Here is a 19,491-nt window from a genome sequence, read left to right as displayed (position 1 = left end):
ACAAACTTCTTCATGATGGATGCGCGGGTCAAGCCCGCGCATGACAGTCCGAGTTGAGGCGCGCTACTTCGTCAACAGCGCGAAGGCGCCGTTCCAATCGGCCGGCGGCGGATTGTTGCGGTAGTTGAGGATGCGCGCCTCGTAGAGATGGTAGAGCAGTTCGAGCGCATGCGCCTCGTCGGTCCGCCGCCCGCGCTCGATCGCGGCGAGCGCGCCGTCCCAGTCGCGACTGCGATAGCAGGCCAGCATCTCGATGGTGAGGTTGCGCAGCCTTTGGAAACGGCCGGACTGCGCGATGTCCTCGCGGCCGGCGATGGCATAGATCACCTCCGGCTCCTTCTTGCCTTTGACCATGATGAAATCGAGTTCGAGGATCGCGAACTTGTCCTTGACCGCCAGCGCGGTCTTTGAGCCGACGATGATCGGAAATCCATATTCTTTCGATTGTCCTTCCAGCCGCGACGCCAGATTGACGCTGTCGCCCAGCACCGAATAATCGAACCGCAGGTCGGAGCCCATATTGCCGACGACGCAGGTCCCGGTGTTCAATCCGACGCCGACATTGAGCGGGATATAGACGTGGCCGCCCTGCTGCGCCTCCAGCTCGCGCTGCCGGTTGAGCTCGTCGATCCGCTGCAACATATCGACCGCGGCTTCGCAGGCGTTGAGCTGATGCTGCGCATCGTCCAATGGCGCGTTCCAGAACGCCATGATCGCGTCGCCCATATATTTGTCGATGGTGCCATTGCGCGCCAGGATCGCATTGGTCAGCGGCGTCAGGAACCGGTTCATCAGCGCGGTCAGGCCCTGCGGATCGTGCTTGTAGGATTCCGAGATCGAGGTGAAGCCGCGGACGTCGGAGAACATGATGGTCATTTCGCGCTCCTCGCCGCCCAGCACGAGCTTTTCCGGCGAATGCGCGAGCTGCTCCACCAGCGCGGGCGACAGATATTGGCTGAACGCGGAGCGGATCTGCCGCCGCTGCGCCTGCTCCCGCACGAAGCTCGAGAAGATGAGCGTCAGATAGATCGCCGTCGTCGATAGCAGCGGATAGGTGAAATCAATCAGCAGCCGGTGTTGCGTGTAGAAGTACCAGGAAGTCCCGGCCAGCACGGACGCGAACAGCGCGCCGACCGTGACCAGCATGACCGGTCCGAGATTCGGCAGGAACGTGATGATCAGAAGCCCGAGCAGCAGCGCGGCGAAAAGTTCGATCACGATGGCATAGTTCGGCCGTGCGAGCGCCGCATGGGTCAGGGCGCTCTCCAATACCTGGGCATGGATTTCGACGCCCGGCATCGCCGGCGATACCGGCGTGGTCTTGATGTCGTTCAATCCGACCGCCGAGGTGCCGATCAGCACCAGCTTGCCCGAGATCTTGTCGAGCGGCACGCTGCCATCGAGAACATCGGCCGCCGAGACATAGATCGACGGATCCTGCCGCGCGAAATGCACCCAGAGCTGGCCGTTCCTGTCGGTCGGGATCTCCAGACCCCTGACCGCGATGCTCCTGATGCCGGCCTTTTCAGCTTTGATAAGCAGCGTCGGAGTGGACGTAATGACCCGCAATATTTCCAGGCTCAGCGACGGCATGATGGCGCCCTGGGCGCGCAGGACCATCGGGACACGCCGGATGATGCCGTCGCGCTCGGTCCTGATCGTGAACAGGCCGCGGCCCGCGGACGCCTGCTCCAGGGCCGGAACGTTTCGCAACAACCCGGGAAATTCGAACAGAAACGGCTCCGCCTCCCCGCCCAGGGTCGCGAATCCGGTCATGGGAAGCGAACTGTCGAGTTTCGAGATCGCGGTCGCCAGCCCGGTTTCGCCGAGCACCACCCGCGAACGCCGGATGGCATCAGCCAGAATCTGGTCGTTGCTCGGCAAGCCGCGCAGCTTGGCTTTGGTCGCTTCGTCCAGATAGCGCATCGTGCCCGCAGCGACATCCGGATTCAGCCGGTCCGGCTCCGAGAACACCACGTCGAAAGCAATCGCGACGGCGCCGAGATTGGTCAGGTTGATGATCAGATCCGCGAGATAGGTTCGCGGCCACGGCCACTGGCCAAGCTTTGCCAAGCTCTTTTCGTCGATATCGATGATGGTGACCGGCCTTGCGGTCTTCACGCGCGGCTCGATGTGCTGGAAGGTGTCGAAGGTTCTGTCGCGAAGCTCCTCGACCGGGGCCGGGTCGACCACGCGCAACGCCGCGAGCCCGATCAGGAGCGCCAGGCACGCCAGCCGATCGTAGCCGAACCTCCGCGCGAACCAGCGCCGCCATATCCTCAATCGATTCATAGGGGCTGAATATCAGGTTGAAGCCCGCGAAGCATCCAGTTCTGATTGCCGCCCGTCATCTGTCCGGCGACACAGCCGCTAGATCAGATGGAAGTCGTTTGGATGCGCCTGAAGCTGCGCAAGGGTTACGCCGGTCAGCGTGATCTTGTCGTGAGCCGCGTCCGTGATGATGGTGTCGTGACCGAAATTCGCCGGGTGGGCGCTGGCCAGGATCGCCGATACGCTCGCAAACAGCGAGTGATCGATATCGATCGTATCCTTGTTGACATCGAAATCGGCGAGTGTTGCGCTGTGGAAGTTCTCGTTGAACACGAAACTATCCTGGCCACCCTTGCCGAAAATCGTGACGCCACCGCCGACGTCGACAAAGGTATCGTTCTGCGGCGTTCCTTTGACGATCGATCCGCCGGCCCCGACCACGGTGACGGTAAGCGGCTGGTCGCCGGTAATAACGTGCCCATCGCTCACCTGCGCATCGAAGGTGAGGGTCAATGTGTCGCCGGGCTTCAGGAAGTCGAAACTGGCGCTGCCGGAGTTATAGGCCCAATCCAACACATCCGAACCGCCGTCCGACGTCACACTATCGAACGTCAGCGTCTTCGGGTCGATCAGCGCGGCGATATCCGCGTTCGGCGGCAGGACCGTCGAACCATTATATTCAGCGACGGCATCGCCGGTCACCGATGCCGTCAGCGTATCGCCAATGTCGGCGTCGCTGACGGTAAGCGTGCCGGTGATCGGGTCTGTAAGGTGGATATGAGAATCCGAAACATGTCCCGTGTGGAAGTGATCGAACGTCTCGATGAACCAGCCGAACGGGTTCAGACCTGCACCGCCGTCATGGACATCCGGCGACCGTTGCAGGATGACCGTCTGCACCGACGGGTCGGTCTCGCCCACGATCACCGGCGCATGGTCGGGCGGCGCGGCGATGACGCCGCCCGGCTCGGTGACCTGCTCGGTGATTCCGCCCTCGGTGAACCCGATGACGACATCCAGGGTCTTGCCGAGATCGGCCGCCGGCGGCGTGAAACTAGGAGAGTTTTGGCCCGGAATCACCTGGCCGTTTTCCAGCCATGTGTAGGTGATGTCGGCCGCATCCGGATCCGTCACCGCAGCGGTGAGTATCGTGCCTGCGACCGCGTTGCCGTTGCTGTTGAGGACGCCGAGCGCCACCGGCGCATCGTTCCACAACACCTCGGTATGGCCCGAGCCGTCCTGCGCCAGCGCGAAATCATTCTGGCTGTAAGTACCTGCGAGCTTGAGAACCTCCGTCTGCGTGCCGTTGCTGATGGTCAGCGTGTTGTCGGCACCGTTCCAGACGGCGGTCTCGCTGGCCGAGTAGGCAAGATCGGCAAGCTTGATCGTGTCGCCGTCGCTCATGCCGGCGATGGTCCCGCCGAAGGTCGAACCCACGCTTAGCGTATCGTGGGTGCCCGCAAGGGTAATAGTGCTGCCGGCGGCGACCACCCCGCTCAGCGTCAGCGTCTGGCCGCTGTCGACCGTCACATGGGCATTGTTCAGGACGGCGTTGTCGATCGTGCTCGATCCGGCGATCTCGAGCGAGCCGATGACTTCCACCGCGCCCCCGACGATCGTGGCGCCGTTCAACGTCAGCGTATCGCCGCTGTCGACATGGATCGTGGCGCCGGCTTTCGCGGTGTCGTCGAAATTCGTGCCGGTTACCGTGACATTGTCGAGCGTCAGCGTCTGACCGCCTTCGATCGTCACATCGCCCCGGTTCAGGCTGGCGTCGCTGATCGTGCTTGATCCGGTGATGTCGATATGACCGGCGACGGTCTTGCCCGAGACGGTGCTGTAATCGTCGATCGCGCCGCCGGTGATGGTTGCGTCATAAAGCCTCAGCGTATCGCCGCCGTCGATCCGGATGATGCTGCCCGCCGCGGTGTCGTCAAAGCTCGTATAGCTTACGGTGACATTATCCAGCGTCAGCGTCTGGCCGGCATCGATCGTCACATCGCCGTGGTTCAGGCTGGCATCGCTGATCGTGCTTGATCCTGTGATATCAATATGACCGGCGACGGTCTTGCCCGAGACGATGCTGTAATCATCGATCGCTCCGCCGGTGATGGTCGCGTCATAAAGCGTCAGCGTATCGCCGCCGTCGATCCGGATGATGCTGTTCGCCGCGGTCTCGGTGATGCCGGTATAGCTGACCGTAACATTGTCCAGCGTCAGCGCCTGGCCGGCATCGACCGTCACCTGGCCTCCGGTCATGCCGGCGCTGTCGATGGCGCTGTCGCCGGTGACATGGATCATGCCGTTGTCGGCGATCGTCCCACCGCTGATGCTGGCATCGTTCAGCGTCAGGGTTCCGGTGCTGTCGACCGTGACCGTGCCTTTGTTGGCGACGGTCGTGCCGGCAGCAAGCGCGAGAAGGCTTGCGGCGAACACCTCGATCGAATCGTCATTGGTGACGCGGACATTGTTCAGCGTCGCGCCCGCGGCGCTCTTGACCGCCAGCGTTCCGACCGGGCCCATCGTCAGCTTGCCGCCAGTCACGGTGGTGCCATTCTGCAAAGTCAGCGTTGTCGGCGATATGGCGATGTCCACCTGAATGGTGCCGGAACCGGTGACGGTGACGCCGTCGAGCGTCGCGCCCGATGAACCCTCGATTCCGACCATGCCAGAATTGGTCAGCGCGCCGCCGGTGACGGCGGCGCCATCCAGCGTCAGCGTCGCCCGCTGATCAACAATCACCCGGCCGGAATTGGCGATATCGACCTCGACGTCGAGCGTACCGGCGGCGATTTCGATCGTTCCCGTGCCGGCATTCGAAATAGTGCTCTGGTCCGTGAAGTCGCCGCCCTGTTCAAGCGTAAGAGCGCCGAAGTTATGCACCACGCTCTGATCCTGCACCTCCATCAGGCCGCCGACGGTGATGGCGCCATGATTCTCGACAACCGCATCGGCGCTCATGTTGAACGCGCCGCCGACGGTCAGCGTGCTGTCGTTGATCAATTTCGGCGCCGACGACCCGAAATCGTTCATGGTCAGGCTCTTTGCGTCGGCCGCGGCGTCGATGGTGACCGGATAGGATGGCGTCAGGCCGATCAGCTGATTGGTGATGATGACGACGTCGTCGTTCGCTGTCGGGGCCGTTCCGGTTTCCCAGTTCGCCCCATCGCGCCATAACCCGCCCGAGGGCGAGCCCTGATCAGTCGTGGCGATCCAGACCACCGCCGACGCGTCGGTGCCGGTAATCGTGACCGTGATGTCCTGCGGCGTCGAGGTGGCGCCCTGCGAATCCGTCACCGTCACCGCATAGGTGAGCGTCAGCGTTTCTCCCTTGGGGATGAAGTCTCCCAGATAGGCAGGAAGATCGGCGAGTTGCCAGTTGATCGTACCGCCGCCGGTATCGGTGCTGTCGGCCGCCAGCGACGCCGAAAGCGCCGCCTCCAGTATCTTGAGGGGAGTCGGCGGCAAGGTCACGGCGTTTCCGTCCAGCACCGTGCCTACCAGTTCGGCGGAAACCGTATGGGTATCGGTCAGATCGGGATCGGAAAACGACATCGTCCCCGACGTCGGCCCTTGCGCGACCAAATTGCCGCCCGTAACGCTCGTGCCGTCGTCAAACGCGATCGCCTGCGGCACGCTGGAAGTGATGACCGGAACGTCGTTGCTGCCACGGGTGATCGTGATCGTGAACTGCTGGAAACCCGCCTCGTCGTTCGGAGCGTAGTTGTTGTCGACCCGCGCCATATAGGTCAACGTCAACGTCTCGCCAGCGGCGATGAAGTCGAAGGCGCTGTCCGGAACGCTGTAGGTCCAGGTCGCCGAACCGTTATTGGTGTTGCCGGGATCCTGCTCCACCGCAAGCTTGACCGCCACCGCCTTGATGTCGGCGAGCTGCTCGGCCGTCAGCGTCGCGGTGACGTCCTGGTGCTGAGCGTTCTCGTAGGTGAACGCATTGTCGAATGTCACGCTTACCGTCGGACGATCGCCGGCGTTGACATCGAGGAAGCTGATCTTGCCGGACACCGTGTCCAGCGCGGAATCGCCGGTAACGCCGATGCGCTCGATCAGCGCGCCATCATGAGCCGCGACGGCCGGCGCACCGGGAATGTGCTGGAGCAGACTCGACAGAGGCCCCGACTCCGTGAACGGGCCGCTGACGATGTTCATCACAAGGACGACTTGCGGCACGTTCGGCGTGTTGGCGAACTTGAAGGGCGTGAACAGCAGCGGAACGATCGTATCGGTAAAATGATCGGAGGACTTGGTGTTCGGGTTGGTATTGTCGGTAAATTTGATCGCGAAAACATCGGTGATGAGCTTTTGCAGCTCCGGCGACAGCCCGTTCGTCGAATAGGTGACGGCGCCGTGGTTGATGTTCACCTGGTGTCCGGCCTGATTGACGGTCGCGATCGGATCAAGCGTCGTCTTGTCGTACAGGATGTATGAGCCGGTGTGGCCGTCCGGCTCGACCAGAACCTGGAATTTCGCATCCGGCGTACCGCCCGGAAAGTCGAAGTCGATCTGCACCAGCACCGCGGTGCCGCGGATGCCCATAGTCGCGACCGGCGTATCGACTTTCATGTCGCCGTGTTTTGCCGTCTCGCCGGCGACAAAGGAGATGGTGCCCTGTACCAGGCTGAGCAGCGAGGAATTATTGGACCCGTTGGGGTCATAGACCAATTCGTTGACCACCATCCTCGCATTCGACGACAGGCCGAACACGGTGCCATCGACGAAAGTCACGCCGAGCGTCGAGTCGGCCCCGGACTGCAGCACGTCGCCCTTGTCGACGTTGTCGCCTTGATTGAGGATGATCGAGACGCCGTTGCGGATCGCGCTCGCGCTGCCGATGAGCTTGGTGACATGGCCGACAACGACAGCGGCCGCGGCGCTCGCACCGCCGGCCTGGGCATATTCGACATGGCCGGTCAGCGCATTGACGATGTCGCCGGTGAGATGAGCGCCGCCATCGGGCGACGCCAGAGCCGCGCGCGTCTCGCCCTTGAAGTAATCGTGCAGGACAAATTCGCGATCACCGTCGGACAGGATCAGGTCGACGCCGGACCGCTTGTAGTCGCCGCCGAACAGCAAATGGGCATCCGGGACGATGATGGCGTCCGCGGGGGCGTGGATGGCGCTGGAATCGACATGAAAATGCGTTCCGGAATGGACATCCGGGCCATCGACGGACAGCTTGCTGTCGAATTTGCCGACGAAATTCAAAAGACCACCGTGAAATGCTAAATATTTGTATAAATTTTCGGTCTAAGGTTCACTATCATTAGGAAGTGCATCGCGGAACTGTCTCTTGCCCGCGAAAATCCAGACAAGCGGCCCAAAGCCGCGTCCGATGCGTAGAAATTAACCCTTAAAATCTGTTAACCGACAAGTATTCGGTATCGAACGATAAGTAAAAATGTATTTCTTCTGACGCTATCTGCGCTCTTTAAAGTCATTTGACGTATAGAATCAGACGTCAATACTTCTACCAATTTCCATTGGCATCCGGTGGCAGCACATTGCCCCAATTCTTGAGTTAAAGCTGTAATTTAGATTACAGAAACAGCTACTGCTGCAAATTAGCCATAGCTGGATAAATTTATACAACTCTTTAAATTTGCATAAAATTTAATCAGAAAAAGACCGTCCCGTAAAATTTTCAGCAAATCGGCGAGACGGATTTTAGCGTGTTTAGCGCTTTCCGCCGCCGAACCGCCGCCGTTAAGCGGAATAAAAGTCGCGCTCCCCATCCTCGCCGGTGAAAACGATCCGGTCACGTGAGGCCATCCGGTCCCGCCGATGTCCGGACATGGGGTGTCAGATGGGGATTTTCGGTCGTTCGCACGCTTTTCGTGCCATCGTCATGGCGTTGGGATTCACTTGGTTGGTCGCTGCGGCGGATGTTCAGGCCGCGACGCTGCTTTCGCCCGGCACCGCCACGCTGGTCAGGCGCTCCGCCGAACCGTTCGGCCGGTTTGCGGCCATCCTGAGCGATGGGGGCCTTCGGGAAAAGTGGCTTGGCGTCGCGCGCCAGCTCGATGACGAACGGGTGCAACTGGCGCTGTGCGACGGGGACCGCGACGGCTGTGTTTCGCCGGCCGCGCTGCAACTGCTCGCCATCGTCGACACCGCCAGAACACGCGAAGGACGGGCTCGCCTCGGCGAGATCAATCGCGCGATCAATCTCGCGATCCGGCCGATGAGCGATCTGGCTCAATATGGCGAGATCGACGTCTGGACTTCGCCGCTCGTCACCTTCGCACATGGTGCGGGGGATTGCGAAGATTATGCGATCGCAAAGCTTGTCGCCTTGCGACTGGCCGGCGTCGCCGACGACGACCTGCGGATCGTGGTCCTGCACGATACCGTCAGCGGCGAGGACCACGCCATCGCGGCCGCACGGCTGGAGGGGCATTGGCTGATGCTGGATAACCGCCGCATGGCGATGGTCGAGGATGCCGATGCGCGCAATATCCAGCCGCTGTTCGTCATCGACCGGCACGGCGTCATGCAATATGCCGGCACGCCGCTGGTGGCATTCGATGCAGCCGCCGCACCCGCCCTGGTTTCGTTTCGCTAGCGCGCCGGTTCTGGTCGCATCGTCACGGCAGGCAAAGGTTCCAGCCTTGTCCAGGCATCGACCCGATTTGCGGTCGCCGATTCACCGCCCCGAAAGTTCTTGAGTTCAAGGTTCTTGGGTTCATGGTCACAGCCGACTCCGAAGTCAGGATACCGCGTCCCTCATGACACCAGCCGTGCCATCATCGCCCGCACTACAAGTGCGAGGGTTAACCAAGCGTTTCGACCGACCCGCGGTCGACGCGCTCGATCTCACGGTTCGCCCCGGAGAGTTCTACGCGCTGCTCGGACCCAACGGCGCCGGCAAGACCACCACACTGCGCATGGTCGCGGGCCTGCTGCGGCCCGATGCGGGCTCGGTGTCGGTGCTCGGCATCGACGCGCTCGCCGATCCGATCGCAGCCAAGCAGATCATGGCATGGGTCTCGGACGAGCCGATGATCTACGACAAACTCACGCCACTGGAATACCTCGCCTTTGTTGCCGGCCTCTGGGGCATCGATCCCGGAATATCCGGACCGTCCGCGCATGATCTGCTGGTCTCACTCGGGCTCGAACCGCATCTGCACGAGCGCTGCGAAGGATTCTCCAAGGGCATGCGCCAGAAAGTGGCGTTGGCCGGCGCCCTGGTACACGATCCCAGGCTGATCATCCTGGACGAGCCGCTCACCGGCCTCGACGCGCTCTCCGCGCGTCACGTCAAGGGCCTGCTGGGAGACCGCGTGCGCGCCGGCTGCACCGTGATCATGACCACCCATATTCTCGAAGTCGCCGAACGCATGGCCGACCGGATCGGCGTCATCGCCTCGGGACGACTCGTCGCCGAGGGCACGCTCGAGGAATTGCGTCAGCAGAATGGACGCAACGACACCAGCCTCGAAGACGTGTTCATCGCGCTGGTCAACGTCGAGACCGCCGCCGCATGAGTTCCGCAGCCGCCCTGACCTGGTTCGCGCGTCACGAAATTCGGCTGGCCTGGCGCGAATGGCTCGCGATGATGACGGGCGGCCGGCGCAAGCACAAACGCGCGGTCATCGGTCTCATCCTGTTTGCCGCCTTCATGCACCTGCCGGCCTATGCGGTGATCGGCCGGTTCGCCAGCTTGCGCATGCCGCTCGACAAATCGTCGCTGATCGTGATGTCGGCAAGCATCTTCCTGGCCTGGGCCTTGATGCTGTCGCAGGCGATCGAGTCGGTGACGCGGGTATTTTACGCCCGCGCCGATCTCGACCTGATCATGTCCTCGCCGGCTTCGCTGACCAACGTGTTCTCGGTCCGCATCGCCGCAATCGCACTGACAGTCACCGGCATGGCGCTGGTGCTGTCGACGCCCTTCATCGACGTTCTCGTGATCGGGGGCGGACTCCGGTGGCTTTCGGCGTATGGCGTCGTCGTCGCCATCGGCCTGTCGGCCGCGGCGGTCGCGATCGCGGTCACGGTGGCGCTGTTTCGCCTGATCGGTCCGAGCCGGACACGGCTGGCGGCGCAGATCCTCGCCGCGGTCATCGGCGCCGGCTTTGTCATTGCGTTGCAGATCGCAGCCATCCTCTCGTATGGCACGCTGTCGCGGTTTGCGGTTCTGACTTCGGATTCAGCGGCGGCCTATGCACCCGACGCCGACAGCATCGTCTGGTGGCCGGCGCGCGCAGCCCTCGGCGATGGTCAAATATTGCTGCGCTTGCTGGCCGGCGGCTTGATCCTGCTCGGCTTCGTGATGGCTGTTTTCTCGGACCGGTTTGCCGACACCGCCGTCCGGGTTTCGGCGAGCGGAGCGCGGACCAGAAGCGGTTCCGGCACCGCGGCCTTTCGTCCCCGTTCCCGGCAACAGGCGTTGCGCTGGAAGGAATTCAAGCTGCTGCGGCGCGATCCGTGGCTGATATCGCAGACCCTGATGCAGCTATTGTATCTGGTGCCGCCGGCGCTGATGCTGTGGCGAAGTTTTTCCGACAGTTCCACCGCCATCGTGCTGGTCACGCCCGTCATCGTCATGGCCGCGGGCCAGCTCGCCGGCGGGCTGGCGTGGCTGACGATCTCGGGCGAGGATGCCGCCGATCTGGTGACGACCGCACCGCTTTCGCCTTCGCGCGTGATCCGTGCCAAGGTCGAGGTGGTGCTGATGGCGATCGGCGTGACGTTCGCACCGCTGGTCCTGGCGCTGCTGTTTGCGTCGCCGTTTCAGGCCGCGGTGACCGCCGCCGGCGTTGCCATCGCAACGATATCGGCCGCCGCCATTCAGCTCTGGTTCCGCGTGCAGGCAAGGCGCAGCCAATTCCGCCGCCGCCAGACCTCGTCGCGGCTTGCGACGTTTGCGGAGGCGTTTTCATCGATCGGCTGGGCCGCGACCGCGGCGCTGGCCCTGACTTTCCCCCTCGCCGCCATCGTCTCGGGACTGATGACCGCCGGCATCATGGCCGCGACCTGGAAGATCAGCCCGCGGCACGGGTGATAAGAAGACCGTGAAATTGATGGAAGCCCAAGGCGAGGCCGCACGGCTGCTGTCCTGAGATACCGCGGCAGACCGTTCTGCGCGTTACGCCTTTACCAGCTCCATCACCGCGGCCGCGAAGGCTTCCGGCGCTTCCTGCGGCAAATTGTGACCGGCATTCGGGATCACGCGATGGGTGCGGCGGCCGGTGAATTTTGCGGCGGCCGCGCTGCCGTCGGTGGCGGGAACGACACCGTCCGCGCCGCCATCCAACGTCATCACAGGCACGCCGATCGCGGGCAACTCCGCCAGCCGCCGTTGCAGCTCCGCATAATGCGGATCGCCCTCGACAAGACCGAAGCGGTGACGGTAGCTGTGGATCACGACATCGACATAGTCGGGGTTGTCATGCGCGATCGCAGTCCGCTCGAAGGCCGCATCGTCGAACGATCAGCTCGGCGACCACTGCTGCCATAATATCCTGGCGATCTCGCGCCTATTGGCGGCGAGCCCAGCCCGGCCGCGTTCCAGTTGAAAATAATATTGATACCAGAGCGGCACCTCATGCTGCGGCTTGGCGGGGACCATCGCCCCGGCGATATTCTGGATCAGATAGCCGTTCACCGACACCAGACCCGTGCAGCGATCTGGCCATAACGCGGCAGCCACGCAGGCGGCGCGCCCGCCCCAGTCATAGCCCGCCAACACCGCGCGCTTCACGCCAAGCGCATCCATCAGCGCGATCAGATCCGCTCCCATCGCGGCCTGCTCTCCCGAACGCGGCGTGGCCTGATCGCGGAAGCGCGTGGGACCATAGCCGCGCAGATAGGGAACGATGGTTCGGCAGCCCTGTGCGGCCAGCATCGGCGCCACGTCGACGAAGGAATGGATGTCATAGGGAAAACCATGCATCAGCATCACCACCGGTCCATCCGCGGGTCCGGCTTCGTAATAGGCGATGTCGAGGACGCCGGCGTCGACATGACGCAATGGCTCCAGCCGCTGCGTCGAGGAAGCGCGCGCAAGCGTCGGCGTCAATTTCATGGCTCACTCCTGCAAGACCGGTCCGGGGACAGGGCGGTACTGACGAGCTGTTGATCGAGACATGATAGTTCACGCCATCATTCAGCGATACACTGCGATTGCCGGGGTCACCAAAACGGGGGCCTGTTCATTGATGCTGCGATCCTTTGCCGCCATTCTCGCTGTGCTGGGTTCACTGACCGCGCCCGTTGCCGCGCAAGACGCGTCACGCCAAGACACCTCTCGCCAGGACACCTATCGCAGCGAATGCCAGGCGGTCTCGAACGCCGGTCCCCGCGCCATGCCGGTCAGCCTGCGCCGGGCGGCCGCTGATACCAACGAAGTTGCGATCACCTATGCGGGCCATTCGACCTATTTCATCGATACGCCCGGCGGAATCCGGATCGCGACCGACTATAGCGGCGACTACCAGATCGGCCGCCTGCCCGATGTCGTCACCATGAACCACGCCCACAGCACGCATTACACGCTGTTTCCCGATCCGCGCATTCCCCACGTGCTGCATGGCTGGCGCGACGACGGGCAGCCCGCACAGATCGCCAAACAGATCGGCGACGTGTATATCCGCAACGTAACGACCGACATCCGCCGTTATCCCGGCGACGAGTCGAGCGCCGATATGATCAGGGACGGCAATTCGATCTTCATCTTCGAGGTCGCCGGCCTGTGCATCGGCCATCTCGGACATCTGCATCATGCCCTCGACGACGCCCGTTTCGCGGCGATCGGCCGGCTCGATATCGTGATGGTGCCGATCGACGGCACCTATACGATGTCGCTCGACGGCATTTCCGATATTACCCGGCGCTTGCGCGCTTCCGTGGTGCTGCCGATGCATCGCTTTGCAACGCCGCTCGAGGAATTCATGCACCGGATCGGCAAGCAATTTGCGATCGATGTCCGCACCGAACGCACTTTGCGCATCTCGCGGGACACGCTGCCGGACAGTCCGACGGTCATCATCCTCGACGGAATTTGAACCCGCTGCGCCGGGCGAACCCGTGAAATCTCAGGAAGAGCCCATCAGGCTCGTGGCCTGGCGTTCACCGGGAGGCAGGAAAATCTTCCTGAGCTTCAGAAAAACCCGCAGGGCGAAACCGAGCCAGACCGGCTGGGTCTTGCGGCAAAACGCGAGCTTACGGACATGACCCTCGACGCGCCATCTGGCATGTGCGCCGTCCCTGAAAAAGATCACGTCGCCCGCCGCATAGCGGGTCGGCGGCATGGCTTCATTTTCAAGGATGATCGCGCCTTCGAGAATCAGGACCGTCTCGTCGAAATCATAATACCAGTTGAACCGGCCTTCGCTGCATTCCCACACCATGGTCGACGCCAGCCCGTCCGCGCTGGTCGATAGAACGCAGCATTGCGCAACCGGATTGCCCTCGATGATCCAGCTCGGCTCGATCGGCTGCGGCGTCAGGTTGACGGCAAGGTTGGTGGTTTCGATCAGGGCACGGGACATCATGACCTCAAGGTGGACGGCTTCACAAAAATTGGATTTTATTCAAAAGGATGTGATCAGGCGACGTGGGGGCAAGCTAGGGGCGAGTTTTTAAGCATTCGTTACCGTTTTCAACGGCTGCGAATCGGACGCTGGCCGGAGTTCGCGCTCCCGGCCCAAAAGGCTGCGTCAGATGCCATCAGATGATGATGCAACCAGACAGTGCGAGGTAAATTCAGGGAACGGCCAGGTTGATCACGTTGCGGTCGAATTTCGCCAGCCCCTCGCGGGCCATCGATTCGATCATCGGCCAGTTCTGCCGGAAGAATTGCGTCGCATCGTGAATATTGGGCGCCTGCACCTTGACGCTGCAAGCCTGCCTTCCACCCCTGTTCGTGATTTGGAAGTGAAACGTGTAGCCGACCCTGTCCCCGGTATCGTCGGCAGGCTGAAGTTCCTGGCGCATGCAGCGTCCCCTCTGTCTTGCGTCGAACTGGGACAGCTTTGTTTGCGATTTTGCCTTTCGTGCGGCGTGATTGTGACATGACTGAGCGGACATCCGCATCCATGTCACAGACGTGGTTCCAGTCACAATATTGGCCGAAGTGACGTCACATTTGCTTCATGCAGGCGACGCGGAGATTTTTTGCCTTGAGCGGGGACGAGGCCTTGTCGCGAATTTGTCAGGCCCATTCGCCCTTGCGGAACACGGGAACATGGCGGCCGTCGGCGTGAATCCCGTCGATGTCGATCTGGTCCGAGCCGATCATCCAGTCGATATGGATCAGGCTCTTGTTGCCGCCTTGCGCGGCGATCTGCTCGGGTGTCAGCCTGTCGCCATTGACGAAGCATTTGGAATAGCACTGGCCGAGCGCGATGTGGCAGGCGGCGTTCTCGTCGAACAGAGTGTTGAAGAACAGCAATCCGCTTTTCGAGATCGGCGAGGAATGCGGCACCAGCGCCACTTCTCCGAGCCTTCGCGCGCCCTCGTCGGTATCGAGCACCTTGTTCAGCACTTCCTCGCCGCGCGAGGCCTTGGCCTGGACGATGCGCCCCTCTTCGAACTTGACCGCGATGTTGTCGATCAGCGAGCCCTGATAGGACAGCGGCTTGGAACTGACGACGTGCCCCTCGACCCGCCTTGCATGCGGCGTGGTGAACACTTCCTCGGTCGGGATGTTGGCGTTGCAGGTGATGCCGTTCCTGGCCGTGGAAGCACCTCCCTCCCATTCATGGCCGTCGGCAAGCCCGATCGTGAGATCGGTGCCCGGCCCCGAATAATGCAGCGCGCTGAATCGCTGGCCGTTCAGCCATTCGGTCCGGCTGCGCAGCATGGCGTTGTGCTTGTCCCAGGCCGCAATCGGATCGTCGCCGTTCACGCGCGAGGCGGCGAAGATGGCGTCGGCCAGTTTCGCCACCGCGACGTCTTCCTCGTCGTCGGGGAACACCTGCCTGGCCCAGGACGGTCCCGGATAGGCAACGATGTTCCAGTTGATATCGAAGGTGACGATCTTCTCGAGCGCCGGCTTGTAGGCCACGGAGTTGGCCTTGCTCGCACGCGCGACCTTGGCGGGATCCTGGCCGGAAAGCAGCATCGGATCGTCGCCGACGATGGCCAGCCGCGCGGTATTGGCGGCGAAGGCTTTCGACATCCCGTCATAGAGCCAGCCGGCGGCGCGGTCGAAGCTGTGATCCTGGGCGAACTGGTAGCGCGACAGCGTAACCGCTTCATCCGAAAAGATCGACGTGACGAGGCCCGCGCCGGCCTTGTAGGCATGTTCGGCGATCTTGCGAACCAGCGGCAGCGCCAGCGTCGGCGCCGTCACCAGGAGATCCTGCCCTGGCTGCAAACGCAACCCCACTTTCACCGCCACCTGGGCCAGACGATCGAGCCGCACCGGATCGATCGGAGTCGGAAAATTGCGCTGGTGTGCGGTCATGGCTTGCCCTCGTTTAAAATTGGCCGTTGATGCAGAGATAGGCGAACTGACCGCGCCGTTCAACGTTTTGCAGCGGACAGCACCCGATCGACCATTTCGGGCGCGAGGCCGAGATAGTTCCGCGGCGACGTCAACCGGTCGATGGTCGCGCGATCGATGCGTCCGGACACTTGCGGGTTCGCCGAAAGCGCATCCGCAAGCGTCATCCGCGTCTCGTTGGCGAGCCGGCAAGCATCGTAGACCACGTCATGCGCCTCCTGCCGGCCGATCTGCGGCGCAAGCCCCATCATGACGGCTTCGGCGACAATCAGGCCTCGGCTGATATCGAGGTTCTCAGCCATCTTTTTCTCATCGACGGTCAGTCCGCCCAGCGCGAATTTCGCCTGATGCAGCGCGCTGGCGGTCAGCACGAAACTTTCCGGAATGGCCATCCATTCGGCGTGCCACGGCCCGGTGGCGCGCTCGAAATCCTGCACCATCGCGTCCAGCATCAGGCCTGCGTGCTGCCGCACGCCCTTGCAGGCGGCCAACATCAACTCGGACGAGATCGGGTTGCGCTTCTGCGGCATGGTCGAGGATGCGCCGCGTCCCTTCACGAAGGGTTCATACAGTTCGGCGAATTCGGTCGAGGCCATGATCATGATGTCGAGCGCGATCTTGCCGAGCGAGCCGGTGACGAGGCCGAAGAAATTCACCACCTCGGCAAGGCCGTCGCGCGCGACATGCCAGGTCGAGACGGGAACGCCGAGACCGAGTTCTTCGCAAAGCGCCTTCTGGACATCGAAACCCTTGTCGCCGAGCGAAGCCAGCGTGCCGGCGGCGCCGGCAAACTGGCCGACCAGCACGCGGGGCTTCAATTGTTCGAGCCGTTCGGCATGGCGGTCGAACGCGGCCAGCCAGATCGCGGTCTTGTAGCCGAACGTCACCGGCAGCGCCTGTTGAAGATGGGTGCGGCCGGCCATCGGCGTGTCGCGATAGCGCCGCGACAGATCGGCAAGGATGCCGCGCAGGGTATCGATATCCTCCCCGACAATCTTCAGGCCCTCGCGAACCTGGAGGATGACGGCGGTGTCCATGATGTCCTGCGTGGTCGCGCCCCAATGGACATAACGGCCCGCTTCGCCGCACTGCTTCGCCATCTGCTGCACCAGCGGCAGGATCGGATAACCGACAATATCGGTCTCGCGGCGCAACAGATCGAAATCGAGTGAGGAAACGTCGGTCCGTTGCGCGATCTCCGCCGCCGCCTCGGCCGGAATGACGCCACAGCGCGCTTCGGCTTGGGCCAGCGCGATCTCGACCTCGGCATAGCGGGAGATCAAGGCATGATCGGAAAACATCTCGCGCATGCGCGGCGTACCAAAGGCGTCACGGTATAAAATGGAATCGAAGACGGTTGTCACGGTCGGAAAAGCAGTCATGTCGTTTCCCTCTTCCCGGCCACAACGGTTTGTCCCATCGTTGACGTGATTTGGACTCATGCTGTGGCGGGTTGGTGCTGTGGCGGATTGGAAATTGCCATCAGGTCCCTTGCGCGGGACAACCATATCGGCCGCTCTTGCGGACGGCAAACCGCATGGTCACGGCAGGGATCGGCCGCGCGCGATTCCATCCGCGCCGGCCCATCTACGTGTGTTGTCGAGGATCAACAGCATGCCGAACGCAATGGTGTCGAGCGCCTTGCCCCGGCGGATTAGCGAGGCCCGGCCGCCAATCTTACTGCGATTCCAGTTGAGTCGATGATGGCGTCCTGGCTTTGGCCTTTGCTTCCACGGCAGCCGGAAACAGTTCGGAGACATTCCTTGGAAGGGTGATCGGCTTGAGCTTCTGAAATACCGTCTTTGGCGCAAGCGGCCCGTTTGCCAGCATATAGGCGACCTGCGTCCTGTTGCTCGCATGCAGCTTGGACATGATGTTGCGCAGATGGACTTTCACCGTGCTTTCAGCAATGCCGAGTTCGTAGGCGATCGCCTTGTTCTGCATGCCCCGGCGCAGATGCGTCAGAAGCGCGATTTCACGCTTTGTAAAATTTCCCCGGATGGAGAATTTCGAATCGTCAGGAACATCCGCCCCGACGGGACTCTGATATCGAGAAATCTCCTCCTGACCGGCCTGAAGATGGATTTTTGTTATCATGTGCGATCCTCCGGCCATGACGAGATTGATGGCCGCCAGCGCAAGCTTCACCGACAGATATCCCTGAACGATCGCAACGAGACCGGCATCCACAAGTTCATGCGGCACTTCCCGGTCGGAATGCTCGATCAACGCCATCGCCGGAACGCCCGCCAGGAGATCCCGCACTTCATAGGCGCGTTGCCGGGCGGCCGCGACGCCATCCGGCTCATCGGCGTTCATGAAAATGACGATCAGCTTGATGCCTTCGAGCACAGCCTGCAACGGATCTCCCAGCGAATGCAGAACGGTGTCATAGCCACATTCGCGAAGCGCCTTGATGAGGCAATCACCGACCAGTCCCGGGCGGCTGATCAGCAAAAGGCGCCGGTCCGACGCCCTGACGCCACGATCCTGCTGGTCCGGCCCGATGTTCGGTAGTTTTCCCGGACCGGAAACAGACCGATCACGGGCAATCTGATTTTTCGACGGGCGCCTTGTCGCGCGTAAAAGACACGGATCCGGCTTTCGCATGGCGCTACCCCAAAATTCGTTGATGTCGCGATCGATCTGGAACCTGGCCAGCCTTATCTCTCTTCCCCTGAGAGCGCCGCGAAGCAATTCAGACAAATGACATCGGTGGCCGCATTGCCACCCGCACTTACAAAAACCACTTTTCTTCTCGCTCCGAAACGTGAAGCCAATATTATTATGTTCGAGTAACGGTCTTTTGGTTCACCCCATCGGGAGCACTCGCGCTCGAATCAGTCAGCCTTGCTGAACATAAATAGCTGTCTGAAAAACCGTCAAATGTGCGGCGCTTCACAGCGAGCGTCTTAATTGCTCGATCGATTTTCGATTTCGCGATTCCGAAAGCGGTATCAAGCTGCGACAAAGTGGATAGCTATCGCACCAACTTCCGCGACAATCATGCAACCTCACTCGCCATGCGTGTGATGAAGGAGCAAATCCGACCGCGAGACCGCCGATGGGGTTTCTGTCAGCCGCGTTGCCATACTGGCGCTAAGCCTTAGCATTTTCGAGCGAAATAAATTCCGGTCTGCGTGAGGAAACGCGTCAAAACAAAATATGGGAGCGCGATAATGATTCAATCAGAACCGATAAGGCTCTAAATACAACGATAGTGCGTGCGAAGAATTTTTCCCTTCGCGCGGCCATGTTGTGCGGCTCTCCGGCCAGCATGACAGACTGCGATGAATTGCCTGACCTTTGTGGGTTCGCGCCGCCTTCGCCGGCAAACGAGGTTCCATGGCCGTTCATCGTCAGGTTCGAAAGCGAGTTCGCCAATCAGAGCAGCGCTCCTGCCGATACCCGAACAAGACCGAAGCGGACGGCGCCGGCGCCGCGCTCAGTCAGGCTCAAAGCCGGGTCGGACGGCCCACGTTCGGCTTCATTGCAGCTTCGACAAATCTTCCTTCTTGGCGTCAAGGATGACGTCGGCACGGTCATAGGCGTTGATGTCGTCGATAAACTGGCCGGTGATGACCCGATCAACGGGCACCGCCGCAGGAAGGATCTTCTGGTCGACGAAGAACTGGATCAGCCGGCTCCAGTCGGCATCGACCAGTGTGCCGTGCTTGTCACCGATCTTCGGCGAATTCCAGATGCCGAGCCTCGCCTGATTGACGGCCACGCCTTCCTTGAGCGCGGCG

General features: G+C 61.7%; 13 protein-coding genes and 1 pseudogene. 4 read left to right on the top strand and 10 right to left on the bottom strand.

Features of this window, described 5'->3' with window-relative positions:
- Positions 1-63: 63 nt before the first annotated feature.
- Together HB630_RS16420 and HB630_RS16415 are read right to left on the bottom strand one after the other, a co-directional pair.
- Positions 64-2,292, bottom strand: coding sequence for an adenylate/guanylate cyclase domain-containing protein (locus HB630_RS16420; RefSeq protein ID WP_213773317.1), 2,229 nt, complete (start codon positions 2,290-2,292; stop codon positions 64-66).
- Between the two features lie 78 nt (positions 2,293-2,370).
- Entirely contained in the window at positions 2,371-7,494 is a 5,124-nt protein-coding gene (locus HB630_RS16415; RefSeq protein WP_213773316.1) for a FecR domain-containing protein, read from the bottom strand.
- A gap of 640 nt (positions 7,495-8,134) precedes the next feature.
- On the opposite strand from HB630_RS16415, the gene HB630_RS16410 reads away from it, so the two are divergent.
- The 3 genes from HB630_RS16410 to HB630_RS16400 all read left to right on the top strand — a co-directional run bounded on the left by HB630_RS16410 (position 8,135) and on the right by HB630_RS16400 (position 11,296).
- Complete coding sequence (locus tag HB630_RS16410) at positions 8,135-8,851, top strand: transglutaminase-like cysteine peptidase (RefSeq protein ID WP_249780901.1); 717 nt, start codon at positions 8,135-8,137, stop codon at positions 8,849-8,851.
- Positions 8,852-9,014: 163 nt separating this feature from the next.
- Positions 9,015-9,776 (top strand): ABC transporter ATP-binding protein, encoded by a 762-nt coding sequence (locus HB630_RS16405; RefSeq protein ID WP_213773314.1) that lies wholly within the window; start codon positions 9,015-9,017, stop codon positions 9,774-9,776.
- The gene (locus tag HB630_RS16400) at positions 9,773-11,296 is read left to right on the top strand and encodes a permease (RefSeq protein WP_213773313.1); all 1,524 of its coding nucleotides are present in this window, start codon (positions 9,773-9,775) and stop codon (positions 11,294-11,296) included. The genes HB630_RS16405 and HB630_RS16400 overlap by 4 nt, the downstream gene beginning before the upstream one ends.
- A gap of 84 nt (positions 11,297-11,380) precedes the next feature.
- On the opposite strand, the pseudogene HB630_RS16395 reads toward HB630_RS16400, so the two are convergent.
- Positions 11,381-12,319: pseudogene (locus HB630_RS16395) on the bottom strand (alpha/beta hydrolase).
- Between the two features lie 133 nt (positions 12,320-12,452).
- On the opposite strand from HB630_RS16395, the gene HB630_RS16390 reads away from it, so the two are divergent.
- Positions 12,453-13,298, top strand: coding sequence for an MBL fold metallo-hydrolase (locus HB630_RS16390; RefSeq protein WP_213773312.1), 846 nt, complete (start codon positions 12,453-12,455; stop codon positions 13,296-13,298).
- A 30-nt stretch (positions 13,299-13,328) separates the two neighbouring features.
- Here the strand turns inward: HB630_RS16390 and HB630_RS16385 are convergent, their stop codons facing one another.
- The 7 genes from HB630_RS16385 to HB630_RS16355 all read right to left on the bottom strand — a co-directional run.
- On the bottom strand, positions 13,329-13,784 hold the full coding sequence (locus HB630_RS16385) for a cupin domain-containing protein (protein WP_213773311.1): 456 nt from the start codon (positions 13,782-13,784) through the stop codon (positions 13,329-13,331).
- A gap of 214 nt (positions 13,785-13,998) precedes the next feature.
- Positions 13,999-14,229 (bottom strand): hypothetical protein, encoded by a 231-nt coding sequence (locus tag HB630_RS16380; protein WP_213773310.1) that lies wholly within the window; start codon positions 14,227-14,229, stop codon positions 13,999-14,001.
- Positions 14,230-14,446: 217 nt separating this feature from the next.
- Entirely contained in the window at positions 14,447-15,703 is a 1,257-nt protein-coding gene (locus tag HB630_RS16375; RefSeq protein WP_213773309.1) for an aminopeptidase, read from the bottom strand.
- Positions 15,704-15,762: 59 nt separating this feature from the next.
- Entirely contained in the window at positions 15,763-17,124 is a 1,362-nt protein-coding gene (locus HB630_RS16370) for an adenylosuccinate lyase family protein (protein ID WP_213773308.1), read from the bottom strand.
- 295 nt (positions 17,125-17,419) lie between these two features.
- Positions 17,420-18,199, bottom strand: coding sequence for a response regulator transcription factor (locus tag HB630_RS16365; protein ID WP_213773307.1), 780 nt, complete (start codon positions 18,197-18,199; stop codon positions 17,420-17,422).
- A gap of 696 nt (positions 18,200-18,895) precedes the next feature.
- Positions 18,896-19,126 carry a hypothetical protein gene (locus HB630_RS16360; protein WP_213773306.1) on the bottom strand — a complete coding sequence of 77 codons (231 nt, stop codon included), beginning with the start codon at positions 19,124-19,126 and terminating at the stop codon, positions 18,896-18,898.
- A gap of 103 nt (positions 19,127-19,229) precedes the next feature.
- On the bottom strand, positions 19,230-19,491 hold a 262-nt coding region (locus HB630_RS16355), incomplete at its 5' end, for a hypothetical protein (protein ID WP_213773305.1).

The organism is Bradyrhizobium sp. dw_78 (assembly GCF_018449525.1).
In the GTDB taxonomy this organism is placed as follows: domain Bacteria; phylum Pseudomonadota; class Alphaproteobacteria; order Rhizobiales; family Xanthobacteraceae; genus Bradyrhizobium.
Note: the sequence above shows the minus strand (reverse complement) of the source record. Positions and strands in the feature narration are given on the sequence as shown.